Genomic DNA, 25,012 nt, shown 5'->3' with positions numbered 1-25,012 from the left:
GCAAGGTCGATAAAACAGTCAAGATGAAGGAGTAGGGCATGCGCTTATTGCTGGTAGAAGACGATACGATGATCGGCGAGGTGGTGCTCGATTTGCTGCGCGCCGAGCATTACGCGGTGGATTGGGTCAAGGATGGCGACATGGCCGATACGGCCCTGCAAACGCAAACCTACGACCTGGTGCTGCTGGACCTGGGCTTGCCCCGCAAGGATGGCCTCGACGTGCTGCGCTCGATGCGCTTGCGCAAGCTCGACACGCCAGTGCTGGTGGCCACAGCGCGCGACGCCATCGAGCAGCGCATCGCGGGTCTCGACGCGGGCGCCGACGATTACGTCTTGAAGCCGTATGACCTCGATGAATTGCTGGCGCGCATACGCGCCCTGCTGCGGCGCGCCTCGGGGCGGCCGGAACCGATCTTCGAACACCAGGGCGTCTCCATCAATCCGCTGACGCGCGAAGTGATCGCCGAGGGCCACCCGGTCAACCTGTCGGCGCGCGAATGGGCCGTGCTGGAAGCCTTGATCGCCCGCCCCGGCATCGTGCTGTCGCGCGCGCAGCTGGAAGAAAAGCTGTACAGCTGGAAGGATGAAGTCAACAGCAATGCCGTGGAAGTGTATATCCATGGCTTGCGCAAGAAACTGGGCAGCGACCTGATCCAGAACGTGCGCGGCCTCGGCTACATGGTGCCCAAGGCATGAGGATGAAGGTCACGGTGACGCATTCGCTGCGCGGCCGCCTGCTGTGGTTTTTGCTGGCGGCCATCATCATGGCGGCCCTGGCGCAAGCCTCGATCGCCTACCGCAGCGCCCTGTACGACGCCGACCAGATCTTCGATTACCACATGCAGCAGATGGCCCTGTCGCTGCGCTCCGGCGCGCCGCTGGCCAACCATGCGCAAGCGTTGCCGGCCGACCCCGTCAACAACGACATGGTGGTGCAGGTGTGGACGCCGGATGGCGTGCAGGTGTTCCGCTCGATCACGCGCGCGGAATTGCCGCAGCGCGCCGTGCTGGGTTTTTCCAACGTGAAAGCCAACGGCACGACGTACCGCATCTTTTCAGTGCAGACCAGTTCCCAGACCGTGCAGATCGCCCAGGACATGGCCGTGCGCAAGCGCATGGCCGGCAGCCTGGCGCTGCGCACGGTGGGGCCGATTGCGCTGATGGCGCCTATTCTGATGCTGGTCGTCTGGTGGGTCGTCAGCGGTTCGCTGGCGCCCGTCTCGCGCGTGCGCAAGCAGGTGGCGGCGCGCCAGGCGGACGATCTGTCTCCCGTCTCGGAAGCGGGCTTGCCCGACGAAGTGCGCCCCCTCGTGCATGAACTGAACCTGCTGTTCGGGCGCGTCAAGACGGCGTTCGACGCGCAGCAGCATTTCGTTGCCGACGCCGCGCATGAATTGCGCACGCCGCTGGCGGCCCTGAAACTGCAGGTATTGAGCCTGGAGCGGGCCGAATCGGAAGAAAAACGCAGCCTGGCGATTTCCCGCGTGAGCGCCGGCATTGAGCGGGCCACGCGCCTGGTCGAGCAGCTGCTGGTGCTGGCGCGCCAGGAAGCGAGCGCTGCCAGCGGCGACCAGCTGCAGGCGGTGGACTTGAACGATGTCGTCAAGCGCGCACTGGGCGACATGGCCGGCATCGCGCAGGCGCGCAAGATCGACCTGGGCCTGCATCACATGGACCCGGCCAAGGTGGCGGGGCAGGCCGATGCGCTCAACATCATGCTGCGCAACCTGGTCGACAACGCCATCAAGTACACGCCGCAGGGCGGCACGGTCGACATCGACCTGCGCGCCAGTCCCGTCGGCGTGACGTTATCGGTGGAAGACAGCGGCCCCGGCATCCCGCCCGAGGAGCGCGAGCGCGTCTTCAGCCGCTTCTACCGCGTGCCCGGCACGGACGCCAACGGCAGCGGCCTGGGGCTGGCCATCATCAAGGCCATTGCCGAGCGCCATGGCGCGCGCCTGGTGCTGGACAAATCCGAGCGCCTGGGCGGCCTGTGCGTGCGCGTGGAATTCCCGCAAGCCGTGAAATGAGCATTTTGACCATGATCTTTGGCATGTTGCATTGACGCGCGCGCCGTGGCCCTATATTGTCTGCGAAACAAGCAGAACCAGACCACGGAGCGCAGCATGCAGAAGATCGGATTTTCAGGAACCCTCGACCCCATCACCAACGGCCATATGTGGGTGATCGGCGAAGCGCGTTCGCTCGCCGACGAGGTGATCGTGTTCCTGTCGCAAAACCCCGCCAAGAAGCCGCAATTTCCCGCCGAAGACCGCAAGCGCATCATCGAACAGAGCGCGCGCGAGTGCGGCTGGGACAATGTACAGGTCGTCATCGTCAAGGGCGACTACACGGCGCGCGCGGCGAAAAAGCATGGCTGCGACTACCTGATCCGCGGCATCCGCACGACGGCCGATTTCGACTATGAAAACCTGATCCAGCAAACCAATGTGGACGTGCTGCAGGGCGCCAAGACCATCTTCGTCATGCCGCCGCGCGACCTCGGCTCCGTCAGCTCCAGCTTCGTCAAGGCGCTGGAAGGCCCCGTGGGCTGGAACTGGACCATGAAGAAATTCGTCCCCGGCCCGGCCTACCAGGCGTGGATACTCGATTGCCTGCGCAAGGAGTGGGAAGCGCTGTGGAACTATGCGACAGCCTCGCAAGCGGATATCGCGCTGGCGGATCACTGGTTCGCCCACCTGACGGGGCCGCAGGCGTATGGCGGCGCGGACCGCCACTATCACAACCTCGACCACCTGGTGCACGGCCTGTCCGAAATCCGCGTGTGGGCCGACAATACCTATGCGCCCAAGCGCGACAGCGCGCTGGTCAAGAAAGCGTTCTGGTTCCACGACGCCGTCTACAGCCACGATGACGATGCCCTGTATTCCAGCGAAGAGGCGAGCGCCCAGCTGTGGCTGGCCAGCGGCCTCGATGCGGGCGACAACCTTGATGTGGCGCAATTGATACGCGTCACCGACCATTTCCAGGGACCGGGCATCAGCCACCCGCTGAAAGACGCCATGCTCAGCGCCGACCTGGCCATCCTGGGCCAGGATGACGAGGTGTACCAAGCCTACACGCAAGCCATCGGCCGCGAATACGCGCACGTGGACCCCGTGCGCTTCAACGAGCAGCGGGGTTTGGCGCTGCAGCATTTGTGCGGCAAGGCGCAGGCGGGCCAGCTGTTCGGTGATGCGTACTTTGCCGACCAGTACAACGAGCGGGCCATTGAAAACATGCAGAAGGAAATCGCGGCGCTGGCCGGCTGATTGCGCGCATGATGCCGCGCCGCTGGCTTGCCGGTGGCCTTGATCTGGGTATCACAGACAACTGGTTTGCCAGGGAGCGCCACCGTCGCCGCAGATGCCGGCAGGTCCGCAGGCGCGGGGAATGGCGATGCCGGATTGGCAGACGGGCGCGCCGGTCTGTGCTGCTGGACTCACCGACCCCCAACATTGGCAGCTTGTCAGCATCCATCCTGACGGCAGTTTCTGCGGTATGGGCGGGTAAAATGCAGAGACACCCAACGCGCGGTTGCCGGCATGCGACGACAGCAGCAGTCTGGCCTCGTTTTCCCGGGCATAGGCGGGTGCTTCGACAGGACCGCCATCGGACGAGTTATCCACCCATTGCTTGGCAAAGCCCGTTACGCCCCAATTCTTGTATTGTTGGACATGCAGCATTTCATGCGCCCATAGTGCCGGATCGCGCGCATCGTCATCGCTGCGAAAAATGACGGCATTCAAGACCGTAATCGCGCGCGTGTTGCTGTTAAATTGCATTTGCGCCGCCTGCAGCGTGTTTTGCAAAGCGCTCCACTCGCTGGTCCAGCGGACGGAATCGAGCAGGTCGGGGGTATGCCAGCGCAGCAGGAAAGCCTTGATTTCTGGGGCCATGCTGTTGGCATTGCCGCTGGTGACGACGGCGTTGCGTGCCGATACCATCGCCGTTGCCACCGGCGTGTAGGGAATCTGGCCTGGATTCTGTATCAACTGTATTGCCGTGTCGGGATTTTTTACGACAAATTCGATGATGTCGCCTGTCGTCGGGATACCGGTGGGATTGAGCGGGGCAAGCGGATTCAGAATGGTGCCGATGGGATCTGTCTTGCCACGCTCAGTCACCTTGCCGGGATCGATGGCGGGAGGGAGAATGCAGCCACTTTTAGGAAGGCAGACACATCCGACAAGTGGCGCGCATGCTTCGTATTGACAGTCGGGGCAGCCGGCCGTGGCCGCCGTACCATGGAATAATATGCCTGCCAGCACCAGCCAGCCGGCGGTTGCGCGCGATAGCGTAGCCATGAGATCCCCCCCGATGCAGGTTGCCCTCCGTTTTTGGCATGTCGTGGTGGTGGCAACAGCGATGACGATACGCCGGATTCCGGTGCGCGGCAGGCTATTTCGTCTGAAACAAAGAAGGCTTTGCGCTAGCTCAATTCAGACTATTCACTCAGGAACTTTCAGCTTGAAGCGCATGGACAGCGTGCTCATGCGGCAAACATAGGCGATACGTATTTGCGCGGCATGTTGCAGCGTATCCAGCGCGTACCAGGCGGTCATCCGGCAACTACCGCGCCCGGGCACAGGTATCGCGCCGGGGCGAACCTGTGTCCGGACCCGCAACGCCTGGCCAAACCGACGCGCAGTAGGTTTTGACAGGCGTTCCAGGCGTTACTCCTGCGCATGGGCGCTGGCCCGTCGCCTTAGCTGGCTGTGGCTGCCTTGGCGCGCGCCGCGTGCAATTTCTTGAAGCTGTCGATCAGGCGCTGGTGCCGGTCGAGGCCTTCCAGTTGCATGCTGGTCGGGGTCAGGCCGAAGAAACGCACGCTGCCGTCCACCGAGCCCAGCACCGCATCCATGCGGGCGTCGCCAAACATGCGGCGGAAATTGACGACGTAATCGTCCAGCTCCAGCTCGTCATCGAGTTCCACTTCCAGCACCACGTTCAATGCTTGATAGAACAGTTTGCGCTCGAGCGTGTTGTCGTTGTACTGCAGGAAGGTTTCCACCAGCTCTTTCGCTTCCTCGAATTGCTGCAGGACGAGCTGTATCAGCAGTTTCAATTCCAGCGTCGTCAGTTGGCCCCACACCGTGTTTTCGTCAAACTCGATGCCGATCAGGGTGGCGATGTCGCCGTACTCGTCGAGCTCGCTGTTTTCCAGGCGGTCGAGCAAGTCTTCCAGGCTGGCATCGTCCAGGCGGTGCAGGTTCAGGATGTCGGTGCGGAACAGCAGCGCCTTGTTGGTATTGTCCCAGATCAAATCCTCGACCGGGTACACCTCGGAATAACCGGGCACGAGGATGCGGCAGGCGGTGGCGCCCAGCTGGTCATATACGGCCGTGTAGACTTCCTTGCCCATGCCTGCGAGGATGCCGAACAGGGTCGCTGCTTCCTCGGCATTCGAGTTTTCGCCGTGGCCGGAAAAATCCCACTCGACAAAATCGTAATCGGCCGTGGCGCTGAAGAAGCGCCACGAGACGATGCCGCTGGAATCGATGAAGTGCTCGACGAAATTATTCGGTTCGGTGACGGCTTCGCTGGCAAACGTGGGTTGTGGCAAGTCGTTGAGGCCTTCGAAGCTGCGGCCCTGCAGCAATTCCGTCAGGCTGCGCTCCAGCGCCACTTCCAGGCTCGGGTGCGCGCCGAACGAGGCAAACACGCCGCCCGTGCGCGGGTTCATCAGGGTGACGCACATCACCGGATACACGCCGCCCAGCGACGCATCTTTCACCAGCACGGGGAAACCCTGTTCTTCCAGGCCGGCGATGCCGGCCAGGATGCCCGGATATTTCGCCAGCACGTCCTGCGGCACGTCGGGCAGGGCGATTTCGCCTTCGATGATTTCGCGCTTGACGGCCCGTTCGAAAATTTCCGACAGGCATTGCACCTGCGCTTCGACGAGGGTGTTGCCGGCGCTCATGCCATTGCTGACGTACAAGTTTTCAATCAGGTTCGATGGGAAATACACGGTCTCGCCGTCGGACTGGCGCACATACGGCAGCGAGCAGATGCCGCGCTCCGCGTTGCCGGAGTTGGTGTCGATCAGGTGCGAGCCGCGCAGCTCGCCATCGGCATCGTAGATGTCGCGGCAGTAGGCGTCGAGAATCTCTTTCGGCAGCGCATCCTTGCGGCCCGGCTTGAACCAGCGCTCGTTCGGGTAATGGACAAAATCCGCGTTGGCGATGTCTTCGCCCCAGAACGAACCGGCGTAGAAATGGTTGTTGCTGAGGCGTTCGATATATTCGCCCAGGGCCGACGCCAGCGCGCTTTCCTTGGTTGCGCCCTTGCCGTTGGTGAAACACATGGGCGAATGCGCATCGCGGATGTGCAGCGACCACACGTTGGGAATGATGTTGCGCCACGAAGCGATTTCAATCTTGATGCCCAGGCCCGCCAGCAGGCTGGACATATTGGCGATGGTCTGTTCCAGCGGCAAGTCCTTGCCGACGATATAGGTGCTTGCGCCAGGGGCGGGATTCAGGGCCAGCAAGGCCTGGGCATCGGCGTCCAGGTTCTCCACTTCTTCAATGACGAACTCCGGTCCCGCCTGCACCACTTTTTTCACCGTGCAACGGTCGATCGAGCGCAGGATGCCCTGGCGGTCCTTGTCCGAGATATCGGCCGGCAACTCGACTTGGATCTTGAAAATCTGCTGGTAGCGGTTTTCAGGATCGACAATATTGTTTTGCGACAGGCGGATATTTTCAGTGGAAATATTGCGCGTATCGCAATACAACTTCACGAAGTAGGCCGCGCACAGTGCCGATGATGCCAAAAAGTAATCGAACGGGCCGGGCGCCGAACCATCGCCTTTATAGCGGATGGGCTGGTCGGCGATGACCGTAAAATCGTCGAACTTGGCTTCGAGACGCAGCTTGTCGAGAAAGTTGACTTTAATTTCCATGAGGTAATCCAATACTGTGCTTATGAGTTAGCCGCTATTATCCGTGCTTTCCGCCGGAGGGCAAAGATTGTTCGCGGCGGCCGTGCTGGCGGGGAGCCGCAAGACCAGGCCGGCAGGGCAGGCAAGGGGCAGGTTCCCCCATGAAGCGGACGGATAAATGTGCGAGGCGATCTGACTGGACATGCGAATAACATTAATGAGACACGGCGAGCCCCGACTCGCCAAAGGGCGCTGGATAGCGCCGCTGCAAATGGGACAGTGGATTAATCTCTACAATCAATCGATCATCAAAGAAGGTGGCATCCCTGCGCAGTGCGCTGCGGCAGCGCTTTCCGCGTCGACCATCGTGGCCAGCACGGCACCGAGGGCATGCTCATCGGCCAGGGCATTGGGCGACTTGCCATTCATGCAAGAGGCGATGTTCTCTGAAGCAGGGTTGCCCTTTGCGCTCTGGAAGGCCCCTTGGCTGCCGGCTGAAGCCTGGGCAGCGATTTTTCGCCTGCTCTGGTTGTTCGGTTATGCGCGCGGATCGGACTCGTTGCAGATAACCCGGCGGCGCGCCAGGGCCGCCGCCGAGCGGCTGGTTGCGCTCGCCGCCAGGGGGCCCGTGCTGCTGGTCGGGCATGGCATCATGAATCGATTGATCGGCAAGGAGTTGCAGGCCTTGGGTTGGCTTGCCCGCAACAGGCAAGGCAGCCGGTACTGGAGTATGGGAGTGTATGAGCTGTGAAAACTTGTGACGAATGCGGCAGCCGATACCGTGACGACGCCGAAGGCATGGCCAGCCTGTGCCCGGAATGCGCCTCGATCATCTATGGCTTGCCACGGTGCGAGCACGTGTTCGAGGCAGGCCGATGCCGGAAATGCCTGTGGGATGGCCGGAAAAGTGACTTTGTGCGAAAACTGGAGCAGCAGGGGCGTTGACGCGATATCCATGTCTGTGGGGGCAGCATCCATCGGCGGTCACCGGTGTTTTCGTGACAATGCATGAGTTTTCCGGATGGATAATTGGCTATCCTCCATGGGGGCTGCCTGCAGCCACTGCTGGACGGTTGACGGCATCTGAATCTCTTGCCGGTGACCGCTCCGTCAATTTCGCTTTGCCTAACTTGATGCAAGGATGAGCTGATGCAATTATCCAATTATCTTTTCTTTACTACCACTTGCGAACAAGCCTTGGCGTTCTACACGCAATGCGGGCTGGGCAAGATAAGCGATGTCTTGCGCTTTGGCGTGGATGGCATGCCGCTCCGTCATGAAGCCATGCGCGGGAAAATCATGCATGCCCGATTTGAAGGACCAGGCGTGTTGTTTTTTGCTTCTGACAATGACGATGCCGAGCCCATGCGCGGGTCTGCACATATTTTGCAAATGCATGACAGGCAGTTAACGAAACAGCTTTTTGACAAGCTGGCGTATCAAGGCGTGGTGACGACACCGCTCGCCATCCAGGTATGGGGCGATTATTACGGTAAATTGACGGACCAGTTCGGGGTGCAGTGGATGCTGAACTGTTCGGCTTAACTAAAAAACAGCGGCTGCCCATGCTGGCGCAGCCGCTGTTTTTATGCGGACGCGGTGATCAGAACTTCACCCACAGCCGCCCGAAGTAGGAGGCGCCGTTCAGGCCGAACTGCACGCTGTCGTATTTGAAGCCGTTGTCCGTCTCGTCCGCGTTTTGCGTGGTGGGCTTGACGTTGAAGATGTTGTTGCCGCCAAAGGTCAGCTTGGTGTTCTTGCTGATGCTGTAAGTGAAGCTCAGGTCGGCGGACGTCTTGGCCGCGTAACGGGCATTCGGCACGCCTTCGGCCGTGCCGCTGAAGGTGCCCAGGGTTTGCGGGCCAAAATAAATGATGCGCAAGTCCGATTCCAGCTTGCCCGTGATGTAGTCGAAGCCCAGGGTGGCTTTCGCGCGCGGACCGCCCTGTTCGATGAACAGGCGTTCGCGCTCGGACAGCAGCACGTCTTCAAAGCCCGTCAGCGAGGCGGGCGTCTTGACCTTCGTCACTTCCGTTTTGCTCAAATTCAAGGCCAGGAAGGTGTTCAGGCGGTTGCCGGCCAATTCTCCCTTGTGCGACGCCGTCAGGTCCAGCCCGCGCGTGCGCGTGTCGATGGAGTTGACGAAGAATTGCGCCTCGCCCACGCCCAGGAGGGCCAGGCGCGCGGCCAGGTCCGGGTAGTTGTCGGCATTGAAGCGGCCCGACAGCACGATGCGGTTCTTGATCTTGATGTTGTACAAGTCGGCCGTCACGGAAATGGCTTGCGTCGGCGTCCAGGTGGTGCCGAAGGTAAAGCTGGTGGATTTTTCCTCTTTCAGCTTGGGGATGCCGGCCGCGTTGGCGACGGCGCCGCCGTTGGGCGCCAGCACCACGTCCGTGGGCACGCCGCCGATGAAGTCGGTGAAGGTGGACGAAAAATACACTTGCTGCAACGATGGCGCGCGGAAGCCCGTGCTGGCCGAACCGCGCAGCAGCACGTTGGGCGCCACTTTATAGCTGGCGGCCAGCTTGCCCGTCACGGTGGAGCCGAAATCGCTGAATTTCTCATAGCGCAGGGCCGCCTGGGTTTTCAGGCGCTCCGTCCAGTCCAGTTCCACGTCGCCATACGCGGCGATGCTGTGGCGTTTGGCCTTGGTGGCGTCGCCGGGCTGGAAGCCGGGAAAGCCCTGGCTGCCCGCATTGCCGCCCACGCCCACGCCGTCGGCGTCGTTGTAGGAGCCCGGTTCGCCGGCCATGATCTTGTATTCCTCGCTGCGGTATTCGGCGCCGAAGGCCACGTTCATGCCGCGCATCACCGTGTCGTAGTAGCGGCTGAAGTCGGCGTTGCTGGTCAGTTGCTGGAACGAGAAGCCGCCCGCATCGAAACGGCTGGGGCTGACACCCTTGCCGCCGTTCATCAGGTCGAGGTTGGCGATCGAGGCATTCAGCGTGTTGCTGATGTCGTAGCGCATCTTGTTGTAGCCATAGGTTTGCGAAAAATCAGCATGCCATTCGCCGATCTGGCTGCGGTGGCCGATGGTGGCGTACTGGTCGTCGATCTTGCCATTGATGAAAGGCACGAAACCATCCGGGTACATGGCGGCCGAATTGCGCGATGGAATGTCGTCGCTGCCGATGCCGCCCCGGCCGAATGCGGCGCTGGACGCGTCGCGCGTCTGCGCGCCGGCCGTGAAGTACAGCTTGCCCGTGGGGCTGGTGGCGTAGTCGCCATTCACGTACAGGGTCTTGTTCTTGGATTTGGTGTCGCCGATGATGCGCATGCTGTCCGCATCGGCCCGGTTCGAGCGGCCGCGGTCCAGGTATTCGCCCGTGATGGCCAGGGTGCCCTTGTCGCCCAGCGCGATGCCGCAATAGGCGGAGGTCATGTAATTCTTGCCGTCGCCTGCGGAATACTGGCTGTAGCCGGCCACGGCTTCGCAGCCCAGGCTTTTCTTCAGTTCGATGTCGATCACGCCGGCAATGGCGTCCGAGCCGTACTGGGCGGCGGCGCCGTCGCGCAGCACTTGCACGTTCTTGATCGCCAGCAAGGGAATCGCATTCATGTCCGTGCCCGTGTTGCCGCGGTTGCGCGCACCGAACAGGTTGACGAGCGCCGTCGTGTGGCGCCGCTTGCCGTTCACCAGCACGAGGGTCTGGTCGGAACCGAGGCCGCGCAGGGCGGCTGAATCGATCAGGTCGGCCCCGTCGGCGCCCGTCTGGCGCGTGGAGTTGAACGAGGGCGAGATGTATTGCAGCGATTGCGCCAGGTCAAACTGGCCGCCTTGCTCGGCCACCTTGGAGATGGGAATGATATCGACCGGCACCATGGTATCCGTGGCGGAACTGGCGACCCGGCGTGAGCCGACCACGCTGACCGTTTGCACGGGGCCTTCCGTGGCGGCCGCTTCCGTGTTCTGGGCCATGGCGGCAGGACTGAAAACGGCCAGGGCGGCGCTGCCGTACAGGCTGATGAGGATGGCTTGACGCAAGGTGGTGAGGGTCGGCACGCAGTATCTCCAAGTGGCTGATGAGCAAGATTCGTGACTTGATTCTAGTGCCATCTTTTCAGCATCCACCAGCGATACTTTGTTTTGTTATTACAAATTTGCTGTAACTGTTGTTTCCTGGTTGATTATCTTTTGGCCACTGCCTGGCTTGCCTTGTGCTGGTGCGGCATGCCCCATTCAGGTGCTGCGTTGCACCATGCCGCCCACCCAGATCGCTTGCGTGCTGTATTGCACTTCGATCAGACAGGGTTGCTGCGTCACATGGCCCTGGTGCAGGCGCAACGACTGCCGCAAGTGCGCTGCCAGCGCGCCCGCCGCCACGCCCGTGGCGCTGTCTTCCAGCGCCGGGTCGAGGTGGTTGAAGTCGCGTCCCTCATATTCGTTTTCGCTGACGCGGCAATACGCATAGCAGCCGCTGACCTTGTGCAAGGCGCTCCAGTCGGCGATCAATTCCAGGTTCGGCCGCAGCGCGCGCAGGGTGGTGCGGTCGGCCACTTCCAGCAGCAGCTTCGGGCTGCCGACGGACGCGACGACGGGCGGCGACAGCAAGTGCATGTGCTGGCCCATCAGCTCGGATGGCACATACTTTTCCACCAGGACGGCAGGCGCCGGCTGCGGCGCCAGGCCGATGAACAATCCCTCCGCGCGGCGCACCAGCTGCAAGGCTTGCCCGTGCATGGCGGTCGTCACCGTCAGCGCCGCCGGCGCGCCGGGCGCCGCCAGCAGCACATGCGCGGCCGCCAGGGTGGCGTGCAGGCACAGGGGACTGCGCGTGTGCGGATAAAAATAGTCGAGCACGAGGCATCCCTCCGCGCCGTCCGCTTGCCGGTCGAGGAAGACGCAGGCGCTGACCTGGCGTTCGCGGGCAAAGGCCTGGCGCTGCGTTTCGCTGGCGTAGTCGTTTTCCACGACCAGCGCCGCATTGCCGCCACCGGGGGCGGCGCCGAAACATTTTAATGAGTGGACGATCATGGCGGGCACTGTGCAAGGTAAAACCTCAGCATAACTGAGATGGCCGTTTTCAGATGAGTATAATATACTGTGTTTATATACAGTATTGAGGTAGATCATGGGGATCGCAGTCTTACCCGAGTATGCTGAGTTGTACTGCCTGAGTAATTTCAGCTTCCTGCATGGGGCTTCGCATGCGGAAGAGCTGGTGGCGCGCTCTGTCCAGCTTGCTTACCGGGCGCTGGCCATTACCGACGAGTGCTCGCTGGCGGGTGTCGTGCGCGCGCATGCGACGGCCAAGCGGGCCGGTTTCCCCCTGATTATCGGCGCGCATTTTCACTTGACGCAGGCCGACGGCAGCCCGGGGCCGTCCCTGCTGGCGCTGGTGCGCGATGCCGACGGATACGGCAACCTGTCGGAATTGATCACCATGGCGCGCACGCGGGCGGCCAAGGGCCGCTATTTGTTGACGCCCGACGATTTCGCCACGCCGTCGGCGCAGTTTGCCCATTTGCAAGGGCTGCCCGGCTGTTTGATGATCTTGCTGCCTGGCTATCCGGCCCAGGCCGCGACGCTGCGCGCGCAGGGGGCGTGGATGCTATCCACCTTTGGCGGCGAGCGCAGCTGGATAGGCTTGAACCTGCTGCAGCGGGCGCAGGATGACGCCCACCGCGGCGCCGTGCAGGACGCCGCGCAGGCGCTGGGCTTGTCTGTGGTGGCCGTCGGCCATGTGTGCATGCACGTGCGTTCGCGCAAGCCGCTGCTCGACACCCTGTGCGCGATCCGCGTGGGCAAGCCCGTGGGCGAGTGCGGCTATGCGCTGGCGCAAAACGCGGAGCAGCATCTGCGCGCGCGCTTGCGCCTGGCCAATGTGTATCCGCCGCAGGCGCTGGCGGAAACCCTGTGCATCGCGGACCTGTGCACATTTTCTCTCGACAGCTTGCGCTATGACTATCCCGACGAGCTGGTGCCGCACGGCCACACGCCGGCGACGTATCTGCGCGCAGAAACGTATGCGGGTGCGCGCATCCGTTTTCCGCTGGGCATACCGGCCAACGTGCAGGAGCAGCTCGAACAGGAGCTGGAACTGATCGCGGAGCTGTCGTATGAAGCCTACTTTTTGACCGTGTACGACATCGTGCGCTTTGCCCGCTCGCAAGACATCCTGTGCCAGGGCAGGGGCTCGGCCGCCAATTCGGCCGTCTGCTATTGCCTGCACATTACGGAAGTGGACCCGGCGCGCGGCAATTCGCTGGTCGGGCGCTTCATGTCGCGCGAGCGCAACGAGCCGCCCGACATCGATGTCGACTTCGAGCACCAGCGGCGCGAAGAAGTGATTCAATATATCTACGGCAAATATGGCCGCGAGCGGGCCGCGCTGGCGGCCGTGGTGATCAGCTATCGGCCCAAAAGCGCCTTGCGCGACAGCGGCCGGGCGCTGGGGATCGACCTGGCCATCGTGGAAAAAGTGGCCAAGGCGCACCGCTGGTTCGACGGCAAGCGCGATCTGCTGGAGCGCCTGGCCGAATGCGGGCTGGACCCGGAAGCGGCATTGTCGCAGCAGTGGGCCGGCCTGGCGCAGCAATTGCTGGGCTTTCCCCGCCATCTGTCGCAGCATCCGGGCGGCTTTGTGATTGCGCAAGGAAAGTTGTCGCGCCTGGTGCCCATTGAAAACGCCGCCATGGCTGAGCGCAGCGTCATCGAGTGGGACAAGAACGACCTGGAAGAGCTGGGTTTGATGAAGGTCGACGTGCTGGCGCTGGGCATGCTGTCGGCCCTGCGCCGCGCTCTGGAACTGGTGAGTGCGCGTCGCGGCGAGCCACTCCGCCTGCAGGATATTCCTGCCGAAGACCCGGCCACCTACGACATGATGTGCCAGGCCGACACCATCGGCGTGTTCCAGATCGAGTCGCGCGCGCAGATGAGCATGCTGCCCCGCCTGCGTCCCCGTGCATTCTACGACCTAGTCATCGAGGTGGCGCTCGTGCGCCCCGGCCCCATCCAGGGCGGCATGGTGCATCCGTATCTGCAGCGGCGCCAGAAAAAGGAGCCAATCGATTATCCGAAGGGCCTGGAAAAGGCGCTGGGGCGCACCCTCGGCATTCCCATTTTCCAGGAGCAAGTAATGCAGGTGGCCATCATCGCGGCCGGTTTCACGCCTGGCGAAGCGGACCAGTTGCGGCGCGCCATGGCGGCCTGGAAACGCAAGGGCGGCATGAACAATTACCATGACCGCATCGTCAATGCCATGGTGGAGAATGGTTACGGCAAGGAGTTTGCCGAGGCTATCTTCAGCCAGATCGAAGGCTTTGGCGAATACGGTTTTCCCGAGTCGCACGCGGCCAGTTTCGCGCTGCTGACGTATGCCAGTTCCTGGCTGAAATGCCACGAACCGGCCGCCTTTCTGTGCGCCTTGCTCAACAGCCAGCCCATGGGTTTTTACAGCCCCTCGCAACTGGTGCAGGATGCGCGCCGGCATGGCGTGCCAGTGCTGCCCGTCGACGTGACCGTCAGCGCCTGGGAAGCGGCATTGGAAGCAGGGCAGGACCCCGCGCCCGCCGTGCGCCTGGGCTTGAACAGCCTGTTCGGCATGCGCGCCGAGGCGGCCCGGCGCATCGAGGATGCGCGCGCCATCGCCGCCTTCGTCGACGTGGCCGACCTGGCGCGGCGTGGCGGCCTGGATCGTCATGACTTGCAGGTCTTGGCTGCTGGCAACGCGCTGCACGCGCTGGCCGGGCACCGGCGCGCGGCGCTGTGGCAGGCGGCCGGCGCCGTGCCCGACAGGGATTTGCTGCGCGTCACCACGCCAGAGGAAGACTTGCCCGTGCTGGCCGCGCCGACGGAAGGCGAGAGCATCGTCAGCGACTACCGCGCGCAAGGCCTGACCCTGGGCCGCCACCCGCTGGCGCTGCTGCGCAGGCAATTGCTGGAGCAGCGTTTCCTGCCGGCATCCGCGCTGGCCAGCTACACGGATGGCCAGCTGGCGCGCGCCTGCGGCATCGTCACCGTGCGCCAGCGTCCGGGCACGGCCAAGGGCGTCATCTTCATGACCCTGGAAGACGAGACGGGCACGGTCAACGTCATCGTCTGGCCCGACCTGGTGGAAAGCCAGCGCCGCGAAGTGCTGAGCGCGCCGCTGCTGGGCGTGTACGGCGTGTGGCAGCGCGAGGGGCTGGTGCGCAACCTGGTGGCCAAGCGCCTGGTCGACATGTCGCATCTGCTGGGGCGTTTGAGGACCAGCAGCCGCGATTTCTGTTGATGCTTGTCAATGTCGGCCAGGCGGTGGCATGATTGTCATATGACTACTTTGCCCGAACCGACACTGCGCCCCGCCCTGGTCGCCGACGCGCCCGCCATCGTCGCCCTGATCGACGACTTGATGCCTTTTTTGACCCTGCACCCGGACGGCGCGGGGGCGGAAAAGTTCATCGAACATTGCCGCCAGCCGGCCATCGAAAGTTACCTGTCTCTCCCCAACTATCGTTACCAGCTGGCGCACATCGATGGCGAGCTGGCCGGCGTGGTGGCCATGCGCGACAACACGCACCTGTTCCACATGTTCGTGCCGCGCGCGCTGCACCGGCGCGGCATGGCGCGCCGCCTGTGGCAGGCTGCCCGCGATGCGTCGCTGGCCAGGGGGAATGTCACGGCGTTTACCGTCAATTCCTCGGCCTATGCCTTGCCCCTGTACGAAAGCCTGGGCTTTGTCGCCACGGGGCCGAAGGTGGAGACGGGCGGCATCGCCTTCGTGCCGATGCGCATGGAGTTGTAAAAATAACCCAACGGCAAGGGCCGGGGTCAGACCCGGCGGGTCTGACCCCAGTTTTTGCTTGCAGGCTTATGGCGCTTATTTACCAGCGCACGATCTTGCCCGGATTCATGATGTTCTTCGGGTCCAGCGCGTGTTTCAGGGCGCGCATGGTGTCGATGGCGCCTTCGCCATGTTCTTCCACGAGAAAGGCCATCTTGTGCATGCCCACGCCGTGTTCTCCCGTGCACGTGCCGTCCATGCCGATGGCGCGCGTGACCATGTCGCCGTTGACCTTTTCCGCGCGCGCGATGTCGTTTGGGTCGTCCGGGTCGACCAGCATCTGCACGTGGAAGTTGCCGTCGCCCACGTGGCCGATGATGGCGTAGACGAGGCCTTGCGCTTCGCAATCGGCCTGGGTGGCGAGGATGCATTCGGCCAGGCGCGAAATGGGTACGCAGCAATCGGTGGAAATGGCGCGGCTGCCGGGGCGCATCTGCAGCAGGGCAAAGTATGCATTGTGGCGCGCGGCCCACAGGCGCGAGCGGTCTTCGGGGCGGCTGGCCCATTCGAAATCGCTGGCGCCGTGTTCCGCCGTGATGGCTTGCACCAGTTGCGCCTGCTCCGCCACGCTGGCCGGCGTGCCATGGAATTCAAACAGCAGCAAGGGTTTTTCCGGCAAGGCCATCTTGTCGTAGGCGTTGATGGCTTTCACGCCGTTTTCATCGAGAAACTCGACCCGCGCCACGGGAATACCCATCTGGATGGTCTGGATCACGGCGCTGACGGCCTCGCCCGTGCCGGGGAACGAGCACACGGCCGCCGAGATCGCTTCCGGCAGCGGATACAGTTTCACCGTCACTTCCGTGATGATGCCCAGCGTGCCTTCGCTGCCGACGAACAGGCGCGTCAGGTCGTAGCCGGCCGACGATTTCTTTGCCCTGGTTCCCGTCTTGATGATGCGGCCATCGGCCGTCACCACCGTCAGGGCCAGCACGTTTTCGCGCATGGTGCCGTAGCGCACGGCGTTCGTGCCCGAGGCGCGCGTGGCCGCCATGCCGCCCAGCGAGGCATTGGCGCCCGGGTCGATGGGGAAGAACAGGCCCGTGTCGCGCAGCTCTTCGTTCAGTTGCTTGCGCGTGACGCCCGCCTGCACGGTGGCCGTCAAGTCTTCACTATGCACGGCTACCATCTGGTTCATTTGCGACAGATCAATCGTCACGCCGCCATGCAGGGCCAGCACGTGGCCTTCCAGCGAAGTGCCGCTGCCGTAGGCGATGACGGGCACGTCGTGCGCGCTGCACAGTTTGACGGCGGCCGCCACTTCCTCGGTGGAATGGGCGAAAATGACGGCGTCCGGCAGCATGGGGGGATAGCTCGACTCGTCGCGGCCATGGTGTGCGCGCATGGCTTGCGTCATGGAAAAGCGGTCGGCAAAGATCAGGGAAAGTACGGCAGCAAGGGATACGGGCAGCGGTTTTTTCAGTACCGCCAACTGGTCAGTTTGATTCACGCAAGTCCTCCGTTTTTTTTATTCTACTCCGCGCCCGGGGATTTCACCGGCGCAGCCTGTTGATTTTTTGCCAGTTGTAAAAAAATCCGCATGGTTCGCCGCGCTTTGGTTGTAAATGAGAATCATTTCTATTAGAATGCCCGCCTATACCTATTTTGCAACAGTTTGACCCGCAGCTCAGACCCCGAAAGGCCATGCCATGAAATTCCCCCTGTCCTTCTCCGCAGTCCTGCCCGCCTGCGTGCTGGCGCTGAGCGCCTGCAGCAGCGTGGCGCCAGCGACTGACGCTGCCACCGGCGCCGCCGCAGCGTCCGCCGCGCAAGACGTGCGCCAGCTGGGCGAAATCGTCGACCTGCGCAGCGGTCAGCGCGTGACTGCCGAACAATTGCTGGCCCAGCTGGCCGTCGCGCCGCGCGTGATCATCGGCGAGCAGCATGACCAGCTCAGCCATCACCAGATCGAGCAATGGCTGCTGCAGCAATTGCAGGGCCAGCGTCCGCAAGGCAGCGTGCTGCTGGAAATGCTGAACCCGGACCAGCAAGCCAAGGTGGACAAGGTCAAGCCGTGGCTGCAGACGGACCCCGTCGTGCGCCCCGAACACGTGGCCGAGCTGCTGGCGTGGCAGCCCAGCTGGAAGTGGGCGCAATATGGCGACTTGGTGATGACCGTGATGCGCGCGCCGTATCCCGTCTGGTCGGCCAACCTGGACCGCAGCGAAATCAAGCAATTGTTTATCGACAAGCCAGCCGTGCAGGGCAAGCATTCGAACCTGGCCAACGATGGCAAGGTGCATGAGAAACTGAAAGACATCATCCGCGTCATGCATGACAACCAGATCGACGAGCCGCGCCTGGCCGCCATGCTGTCGGTGCAGCAGCAGCGCGACCGCCGCATGGCCGAGCGCCTGCTGGCCGCGCCCGCGCCGGCCGTGCTGATCGCCGGCGCCTACCATGCGCACAAGGACCTGGGCGTGCCGCTGCACGTGCAGGACTTGACGGGCGGCCCGGCGCCGCTGGTGCTGGTCCTGGCACAGCAGGGCGCCACGGTGCTGGCGCCGCAGGCGGATTTCGTCTGGTTCACGCCGGTTGTCGCGCCCGCCGTCGCCAGCGCCAAGTAAGCCGTTTCACCTCCGCCGGGCGGTCAGCCCGGCACTCTCCCCCAGCAAGCTCCCCCATAGCAGCCAGGTAGTTCGTCCGATTTTTTTGCATGCGCGTGCGCGCCGTTGGCGCAGCCATGCCTGTTACCTGTCAAAGTTCTCATGCGTATCCCCTTGTTCCGTATCAAAGCCGCCAGCTGCGGTGTCGTTCTTTCCCTGTTGCATGCCACCGCGCAAGCGTCCGCCTTACCCCATGACATGTCGCCGCTGGGCATGTTTTTCGCCGCCGACCAGGTCGTCAAAAGCGTGCTCATCGGTTTGCTGGTCGCCGCGCTGGCCACCTGGGTGGTCTTGCTGGTGAAGGGCGCCAGTTTGCTGCAAGCCCGGCGCGAGGCGGCGCACGCCGTCGCCATGCTGAAGACGGCCACCTCCTTGCCGGACGCGGCCGTCAAAGTGGAGGGCGCAGGCGCCATTTCGCTGGCGCAACAGTTGCTCGCTGATGTACAGCAAGAACTGAGTCTGTCGCACGCCAGCGCGCCGGCGGCGGCCCTGAAGGAGCGGGCCGGCTTTCGCCAGGAACAGTTCATTGCGCAGCAGGTGCGCGCCATGACGCAAGGCATCGGCTTGCTGGCCAGCATAGGCGCCGTGGCGCCGTTCGTCGGCCTGTTCGGCACCGTGTGGGGCATCATGAACAGTTTTATCGGCATCGCCGTCAGCCAGAGCACGAACCTGGCCACCGTGGCGCCGGGCATCGCGGAAGCCTTGCTGGCCACCGCCCTGGGCCTGGTGGCGGCGATCCCCGCCGTCGTCATCTATAACGTCTTGAGCCGTGGCATCAACCAGTACAAGGCGCAGCTGCGCGCCGCTTCCGCGCAAGTGCTGCTGATGCTGAGCCGCGACCTCGACACGCGCCAGCAGGCCTGAGCCATGGCCTCCCTGTTTCCCTCCCAGGACGACGACACGGCCGACATGCCGGAGTTGAGCGAGATCAATGTCACGCCCTTCATCGACGTGATGCTGGTGCTGTTGATCATCTTCATGGTCGTCTCGCCGCTGGCCACGGTCGACTTGAAAATCGACTTGCCGGCCGCCACGGCCAAGCCCGAACCCCGTCCCGAGAAACCGTTGTTCGTGTCGCTGAAGGCGGACCGCAGCCTGTACCTGGGCGAGTCTCCCGTGGCGCGCGAGCAGCTGGGCGGCCTGCTCGATGCGCAAACGGGCGGCGACCGCCAGCGCACCCTGTTTTTCCAGGCCGACAAGCAAGCCGCGTATGAAGACGTGCTGGGCGTCATGGATGCCCTGCGCCAGGCCGGTTATCTGAAAGTGGGCCTGGTCGGTCGGGAGGGCGGGTGAGTCCGCAGTCCGGGCCGGCGCTGCGCCCCCTATTGAGCTGGGGTATTGCCACGTCGCTGGTGGTGGCCGCTGCGCTGGCGCTGCTGCTGTGGGCCGGCTGGCAGCCCGTCGCCGTGGCGCCCGCCAATCCGGCGGCCAGCGTGATGGTGGTGTTTGCCGCGCAAGCGATGTCGCCGGAGACGCAGGTGGCGCACGCCCTGGGCGCGCGCCAGTCGGCCGCGTCCAGCGCCGCCCGGCCGCCAAAGAGTGCAACCAGGCAAGAGGCGCTGCCGGTGCTGGCGCGCGCCGCCGCACCGGAGATCGTCGCGGCGGAAAAAGAGGAAAAGGCGGCGGCCAGTCCGTCGGCGGAGCCGGGCAAGGATGCCGCGAAGGAAGCGTCCGTGCCCGCGCAGGCCAGCAGCAGCGCCACGCCGGCGCCGGCCGCCGTGCGCGGTCCGCAGGCGGCGCCGTTCAACAGCGACACGCCATCGACCAGCGCGGCGCCGGCCAGCTGGCAAAGCCAGGTGCTTGGCCACCTGGCGCACTTCAAGCGCTATCCGGGCGATGCGCGCCAGCGCAAGCGGGCTGGCGCCGCCTGGGTGCGCTTCCAGGTGGACCGCGACGGCAAATTGCTGGCCAGCGAGCTGGTCACGTCGTCGGGCACGGTGCTGCTCGACCGGGAAGCCTTGCAAGTGCTGCAGCGCGCGCAGCCGCTGCCGGCGCCGCCCGAGAACGTATTGCGCCAGGGCACGGTGACGGTGACCTTGCCCGTGTCGTTCAAGCTCGACGCCAGCTGAATTTCATATTTTTCAATAACATAACAAATCGAGGGTGTATGCATATCAAGACAATGACGCAGGCCGTGGGCATCTGCATGGCCTTGCTCGCGCAGCAGGCATGGGCGCAACAGGCGCAAGATAGTGGCAAGGTGGAATTTCCGCCGCTGAATGTATCGGGTGAAACGGTGCCTGCGGAACGGCAGGCGCTGGAAAAACCGGGCGCCGTCAGCGCGCGCGGGGCCGATACGCGCTTGCAGCCCGTGGACCAGATCGTGCGCAGCATGCCGGGCACGTTTACCCAGATCGATCCGGCGCAGGGCGCCGTCAGCGTCAACATCCGCGGCTTGTCTGGCCTGGGGCGCGTCAACATGATGGTCGATGGCGTGAGCCAGAATTACTATGGCAGCGCGCCGTCGTCCGTGTCGCACGGCGGCGTGCCCAGCAGCCAGTTCGGCGCGCTGATCGACCCGAATTTCATCATCGGCGTGGATGTGTCGCGTGGCAATGTCGTCGGCGGCGACGGCGTCAATGCGCTGGCCGGCAGCGCCAATTTCCGCACCATCGGCGTCGATGACGTCGTCTTCGCCGGGGAAAAGACAGGAGCGCGCACGAAGATGTGGACCGGTAATAACGGCGTGGGCCGCAGCGCCATGCTGGCCGTGGCCATGAAAAACCCCGCCTTCGATGGCGGCAGCGTGGGCTTCATGGCCGCCACCAGTGCGAGCGTGATCGGCAACAACTACAAGAATGCGAAGGGCGTCAACAGCGAGGAATTCGGTTTCGGCTACAACCGCTATTACAAGCAAAAGCCCAAGTCGCAATTGCTCAAGCTGGACCTCAAATTGAGTGACTTCCATGCGCTGGAACTGTCGGCGCGCGATTACCGCAGCACGTTTACGCGCCGCGACATCCACAGCGATGACTACTACGTAAAATATCACTACACGCCGTTTTCCGAGTTGATCGACCTCAATGTGGTGGCCAGCAGCAGCCGCGGCAACCAGAAATACATGCCCGAGGCGCTGACCAATTTCATCAACACGAATGCGGCCAACCGCGCCGACGCCTTCGACATCAACAACACCAGCAGCTTCAGGCTGGCTGGCGGCGATGCGCTGGTGACCATCGGCGGCAAGCTGATGCGCAATAAATACAGCAAGCACGTGGAAAGCCTGGTCGACGATCCGGACAATCCGGATGCGAACCAGCAATCGATTGAAAACAATACGTTCGGCCCCGAGGGCGTGCAAAAGATCAACAGCCTGTATGCGGGCCTGCAATACAACCGCGGCATTGTTCAAGTCAATGCGGGCCTCAACTACACGCACTTTGATTTGACGGGTCACAAGCCCGCCTGCGACTTGCGCGTGCAGTGCTTCCCGCAAGGGGCAAGCAATATTGCGTTGAAGGAGCATGGCATCAATCCCTCGCTGCTCGTTTCCGCGCAGGTGACGCCGTGGTTCCAGCCGTTTGCCAGCGCTGAGCGCACCATGCGCGGGCCGAATCCGCAGGAAGTGTTTTTCTCGAATGACGGCGGGGCCTCGATGAACCCCTTCCTGAAGGGCGAGCGGGCCAGCACCTACCAGCTGGGTTTCAATTCCAGCCTGCATGGCTTGCTGAGTGCTAACGATGCGCTGAATTTCAAGGCCCTGTATTTCAAGAGCAAGATCGACGGCTATATCACCAGCCAGTCCTTCCTCGTGTGCGACAGCGGGCGCAAGTGCAATATCGCGGAAGTGATCGCCAAGGACTGGCAGAATGTGGATGAATACGTGACCAATATGTATATCTACATCAACTCGGCCACGCCCGTGTATACACGCGGCTGGGAACTGGAAGCGCAATATCACCTGGGGCCGGCGTATGCGCGCCTGTCGTACACGCGCGAAACGACGCGCCAGCCCACGTCGATCGCCAGCGCCTGGTTTGGCGCGGCCGACATCAGCGAACTGCCCAGCGTGTACTACAACCTCGACGTGGGCACGCGCCTGCTGGACAACAAGCTGGAAGTGGGCGCCATCCTCAAGCACACGGGCTCGAACCGCCGCCTGTCGCCGGACAATGACGCCGATGAAGCGACAGGGGAAGTGCTCAAGGCCGACAATCCGAAGATCCCGGCCGTGATCGACCTGTATGCGAGCTACCAGGTCAGCAAGAACCTGTTCCTGCGCCTGTCCGTGCAAAACGCCATGAACAAGGATTTCTCGGAAGCGCTGAACCGCCTGAACTCGATGCCGTCGCAGTCGCAGGAGAATACGCCGCTGAGTACGGCGCGGGGCAGGACGTATGTGGCAGGGCTGGAGTACCGCTTTTAAAGCAGGCCCAAGCCCCGCTGCCTTGGCTTAATTAATACTCGCGCGGCGTCGTACCATAATAGCTATGGATCGACGTCGCCCAAGCGCTGTCCGCCATGTTCGGCCAGTTATCCGTGTCGAAGCCGGGGGCGTTTTCGATGCGTTCCTTGTCGACGTTGAGGGTGAAGCGCTTGTTGACGGTGTCGAGCAGCAGCGCTTCCCACGGCACGGCGAACAGTTTTTCGCCGATGGTGAAGACGCCGCCGTGCGACATGACGGCGTAGGCGATCTTGCCGCTGCGCATGTCGAGCATGATTTCCTTGATTTCGCCCAGGTGTTCATCCTTGGCATTGTGCACATGGTCGCCGATCAGGGTGTCGGCGCCCATCAGTTCAGGGCCGGGGCCTTTGTGGCCGCGGTTGACATACATGCCGTAGGCGTCGCGTTCTTCGTAGCTCATGATGGACCTCCTGTTGAAAAATCCCAGTCTGCCGCCGGGGCGCGGCAGGGTCTGTTCGCTCGCCCACACAACATATGGAATTGGAAATATTTCAATTATTGTTATTGGGTAATTTTGTTGCGCGTAGACAGCAGGAGGGGGAGGGATAGTCGGTATTTGGCGCAAATTTCCGTGCGCGGGGAGCGACGCAGGCGGGCTTTAGTGTATAATTTCAATTTCCCGCACGTGCCGTTCGGCACCATCTGCAATGACCAAATTTGTCTTCGTCACTGGTGGCGTTGTGTCTTCCCTTGGAAAAGGGATTGCCGCCGCCTCCCTCGCCGCGATCCTCGAATCGCGCGGCCTTAAAGTCACCATGCTCAAGCTCGACCCGTATATCAACGTCGATCCTGGCACGATGAGCCCTATGCAACACGGTGAAGTATTCGTCACCGATGACGGGGCCGAAACCGACCTCGACCTCGGTCACTACGAGCGCTTCATCTCCACCCGCATGAAAAAGGTGAATAACTTCACCACTGGCCAGATCTATGAATCGGTGATCCGCAAGGAACGCCGGGGCGAATATCTGGGCAAGACCGTGCAGGTGATTCCGCATATCACCAATGAAATCCAGGATTACATCCGCCGTGGCGCCGAAGGCTACGACGTGGCCCTGTGCGAAATCGGCGGCACCGTCGGCGATATCGAATCCTTGCCATTCCTGGAAGCGGCACGCCAGCTGAGCCTGCGCGCCGGCCGCAAGAACACGGCCTTCGTCCACCTGACCCTGGTGCCTTACATCGCCTCGGCCGGTGAACTGAAAACCAAGCCGACCCAGCACTCGGTGCAAAAGCTGCGCGAAATCGGCATCTTGCCGAATGCGCTGCTGTGCCGCGCCGACCGCGCCATCCCGGAAGACGAGCGCGCGAAAATCTCGCTGTTCTCGAACATCGAGGAAGACGCCGTCATTTCCGTGTGGGACGTCGACACCATCTACAAAGTGCCGCAAATGCTGCACGACCAGGGCCTCGACAAGATCATCTGCGACGCGCTGGACCTCGATCCTGCACCGGCCGACCTGTCGATCTGGAGCAAGTTGATCTACACGATGGAGCACCCGAAGGCGGAAGTGACCGTCGGCATGGTCGGCAAGTATGTCGAGCTGACCGAGTCGTACAAGTCGCTGATCGAAGCGCTGCGCCACGCCGGCATCCACACGGAAAGCCGCGTCAACATCGAGTACATCGATTCGGAAGAAATCGAAACGACCGGTTGCGACAACCTGGCCAAGTACGATGCCATCCTGGTACCGGGCGGCTTCGGCAAGCGCGGCGTGGAAGGCAAGATCAAGGCGGCCCAGTTTGCCCGTGAAAACAAGATCCCTTACCTGGGCATCTGCCTGGGCATGCAAGTGGCCCTGATCGAATACGCGCGCAACAAGGCTGGCATGCCGAACGCGAATTCGACCGAGTTCGACCTTGATACGGATCAACCTGTTGTTGCACTGATCAATGAGTGGCAAAACCACGATGGTAAAGTCGAGTTGCGCGATGAAAACTCGGACCTGGGCGGTACCATGCGCCTGGGCGCGCAGACCTGCGCCGTCAATCCGGGCACCCTCGCCGCCGAGATCTACGGCAGCGTGGTGACCGAGCGTCACCGTCATCGTTACGAAGCCAATAATCACTACCTGGCCCGTGTCGAATCGGCTGGCCTGATCGTGTCGGCCCGCACGCCGAGCGAAGATTTGTGCGAAATCATGGAATTGCCGCGCACGGGTGAAAATTCCCACCCTTGGTATATGGGCGTGCAATACCATCCCGAGTTCAAGTCGACGCCACGCACCGGCCATCCGTTGTTTACGTCGTTCATCAAGGCAGCGCTGGCGCACAAAGAAGCCAACGCCGCTGCGGAATAACGCGGTCGATCGCGACAGTATTATCCGTAAGACAGCTCCCGG

At 62.6% G+C, this 25,012-nt stretch carries 19 protein-coding genes; 13 read left to right on the top strand and 6 right to left on the bottom strand.

Going from position 1 to position 25,012, the window contains the following annotated elements:
* The first annotated feature begins 38 nt into the window (after positions 1-38).
* From VPH40_RS09695 to coaD, 3 genes are all read left to right on the top strand, one after another.
* The gene (locus tag VPH40_RS09695) at positions 39-698 is read left to right on the top strand and encodes a response regulator (RefSeq protein WP_034783312.1); all 660 of its coding nucleotides are present in this window, start codon (positions 39-41) and stop codon (positions 696-698) included.
* Positions 699-700: 2 nt separating this feature from the next.
* The gene (locus VPH40_RS09690; RefSeq protein ID WP_070291769.1) at positions 701-2,032 is read left to right on the top strand and encodes an ATP-binding protein; all 1,332 of its coding nucleotides are present in this window, start codon (positions 701-703) and stop codon (positions 2,030-2,032) included.
* Between the two features lie 96 nt (positions 2,033-2,128).
* Positions 2,129-3,274 carry a pantetheine-phosphate adenylyltransferase gene (gene coaD, locus VPH40_RS09685; protein WP_328573299.1) on the top strand — a complete coding sequence of 382 codons (1,146 nt, stop codon included), beginning with the start codon at positions 2,129-2,131 and terminating at the stop codon, positions 3,272-3,274.
* A 51-nt stretch (positions 3,275-3,325) separates the two neighbouring features.
* On the opposite strand, the gene VPH40_RS09680 is transcribed toward coaD, so the two are convergent.
* Together VPH40_RS09680 and VPH40_RS09675 are read right to left on the bottom strand one after the other, a co-directional pair.
* The gene (locus VPH40_RS09680) at positions 3,326-4,309 is read right to left on the bottom strand and encodes an eCIS core domain-containing protein (RefSeq protein ID WP_251350366.1); all 984 of its coding nucleotides are present in this window, start codon (positions 4,307-4,309) and stop codon (positions 3,326-3,328) included.
* Between the two features lie 401 nt (positions 4,310-4,710).
* Positions 4,711-6,912, bottom strand: a complete 2,202-nt coding sequence (locus VPH40_RS09675; protein ID WP_328573298.1) for an OsmC domain/YcaO domain-containing protein — start codon at positions 6,910-6,912, stop codon at positions 4,711-4,713.
* A gap of 181 nt (positions 6,913-7,093) precedes the next feature.
* Here VPH40_RS09675 and VPH40_RS09670 point away from each other — a divergent pair, with 181 nt between their 5' ends.
* Positions 7,094-7,642 carry a histidine phosphatase family protein gene (locus VPH40_RS09670; RefSeq protein ID WP_328573297.1) on the top strand — a complete coding sequence of 183 codons (549 nt, stop codon included), beginning with the start codon at positions 7,094-7,096 and terminating at the stop codon, positions 7,640-7,642.
* A gap of 398 nt (positions 7,643-8,040) precedes the next feature.
* The gene (locus tag VPH40_RS09665) at positions 8,041-8,436 is read left to right on the top strand and encodes a VOC family protein (protein ID WP_251350369.1); all 396 of its coding nucleotides are present in this window, start codon (positions 8,041-8,043) and stop codon (positions 8,434-8,436) included.
* Between the two features lie 58 nt (positions 8,437-8,494).
* Here VPH40_RS09665 and VPH40_RS09660 read toward each other — a convergent pair whose 3' ends face one another.
* Both VPH40_RS09660 and VPH40_RS09655 read right to left on the bottom strand, forming a co-directional pair.
* On the bottom strand, positions 8,495-10,897 hold the full coding sequence (locus VPH40_RS09660) for a TonB-dependent receptor plug domain-containing protein (RefSeq protein ID WP_328573296.1): 2,403 nt from the start codon (positions 10,895-10,897) through the stop codon (positions 8,495-8,497).
* 177 nt (positions 10,898-11,074) lie between these two features.
* On the bottom strand, positions 11,075-11,869 hold the full coding sequence (locus VPH40_RS09655; RefSeq protein ID WP_328573295.1) for a PhzF family phenazine biosynthesis protein: 795 nt from the start codon (positions 11,867-11,869) through the stop codon (positions 11,075-11,077).
* Positions 11,870-11,966: 97 nt separating this feature from the next.
* Between VPH40_RS09655 and VPH40_RS09650 the strand changes: the two genes are divergently transcribed.
* Both VPH40_RS09650 and VPH40_RS09645 read left to right on the top strand, forming a co-directional pair.
* Positions 11,967-15,107 (top strand): error-prone DNA polymerase, encoded by a 3,141-nt coding sequence (locus VPH40_RS09650; protein ID WP_328573294.1) that lies wholly within the window; start codon positions 11,967-11,969, stop codon positions 15,105-15,107.
* 39 nt (positions 15,108-15,146) lie between these two features.
* Complete coding sequence (locus VPH40_RS09645; protein ID WP_305052870.1) at positions 15,147-15,620, top strand: GNAT family N-acetyltransferase; 474 nt, start codon at positions 15,147-15,149, stop codon at positions 15,618-15,620.
* A gap of 79 nt (positions 15,621-15,699) precedes the next feature.
* Here VPH40_RS09645 and VPH40_RS09640 read toward each other — a convergent pair whose 3' ends face one another.
* On the bottom strand, positions 15,700-17,109 hold the full coding sequence (locus VPH40_RS09640; protein ID WP_369812271.1) for an FAD-binding oxidoreductase: 1,410 nt from the start codon (positions 17,107-17,109) through the stop codon (positions 15,700-15,702).
* Between the two features lie 199 nt (positions 17,110-17,308).
* On the opposite strand from VPH40_RS09640, the gene VPH40_RS09635 reads away from it, so the two are divergent.
* The 5 genes from VPH40_RS09635 to VPH40_RS09615 all read left to right on the top strand — a co-directional run bounded on the left by VPH40_RS09635 (position 17,309) and on the right by VPH40_RS09615 (position 22,631).
* Positions 17,309-18,226 carry a ChaN family lipoprotein gene (locus tag VPH40_RS09635; RefSeq protein WP_328573293.1) on the top strand — a complete coding sequence of 306 codons (918 nt, stop codon included), beginning with the start codon at positions 17,309-17,311 and terminating at the stop codon, positions 18,224-18,226.
* A gap of 141 nt (positions 18,227-18,367) precedes the next feature.
* On the top strand, positions 18,368-19,129 hold the full coding sequence (gene exbB / locus VPH40_RS09630) for a tonB-system energizer ExbB (protein WP_328573292.1): 762 nt from the start codon (positions 18,368-18,370) through the stop codon (positions 19,127-19,129).
* Between the two features lie 3 nt (positions 19,130-19,132).
* On the top strand, positions 19,133-19,558 hold the full coding sequence (gene exbD, locus VPH40_RS09625) for a TonB system transport protein ExbD (RefSeq protein ID WP_328573291.1): 426 nt from the start codon (positions 19,133-19,135) through the stop codon (positions 19,556-19,558).
* Positions 19,555-20,334 (top strand): energy transducer TonB family protein, encoded by a 780-nt coding sequence (locus VPH40_RS09620; protein WP_328573290.1) that lies wholly within the window; start codon positions 19,555-19,557, stop codon positions 20,332-20,334. The genes exbD and VPH40_RS09620 overlap by 4 nt, the downstream gene beginning before the upstream one ends.
* A 38-nt stretch (positions 20,335-20,372) precedes the next feature.
* Positions 20,373-22,631, top strand: a complete 2,259-nt coding sequence (locus tag VPH40_RS09615; RefSeq protein ID WP_328573289.1) for a TonB-dependent receptor domain-containing protein — start codon at positions 20,373-20,375, stop codon at positions 22,629-22,631.
* 31 nt (positions 22,632-22,662) lie between these two features.
* Here the strand turns inward: VPH40_RS09615 and VPH40_RS09610 are convergent, their stop codons facing one another.
* A complete protein-coding gene (locus VPH40_RS09610; RefSeq protein ID WP_251350379.1) occupies positions 22,663-23,070 on the bottom strand; it encodes a PRC-barrel domain-containing protein in 408 nt (135 codons plus the stop codon).
* 247 nt (positions 23,071-23,317) lie between these two features.
* Here VPH40_RS09610 and VPH40_RS09605 point away from each other — a divergent pair, with 247 nt between their 5' ends.
* A complete protein-coding gene (locus tag VPH40_RS09605) occupies positions 23,318-24,970 on the top strand; it encodes a CTP synthase (protein ID WP_099666940.1) in 1,653 nt (550 codons plus the stop codon).
* Positions 24,971-25,012 lie beyond the last annotated feature (42 nt).

The sequence above is a fragment of the Janthinobacterium sp. P210005 genome (genome assembly GCF_036231865.1).
Lineage (GTDB): Bacteria > Pseudomonadota > Gammaproteobacteria > Burkholderiales > Burkholderiaceae_D > Janthinobacterium > Janthinobacterium kumbetense.
Note: the sequence above shows the minus strand (reverse complement) of the source record. Positions and strands in the feature narration are given on the sequence as shown.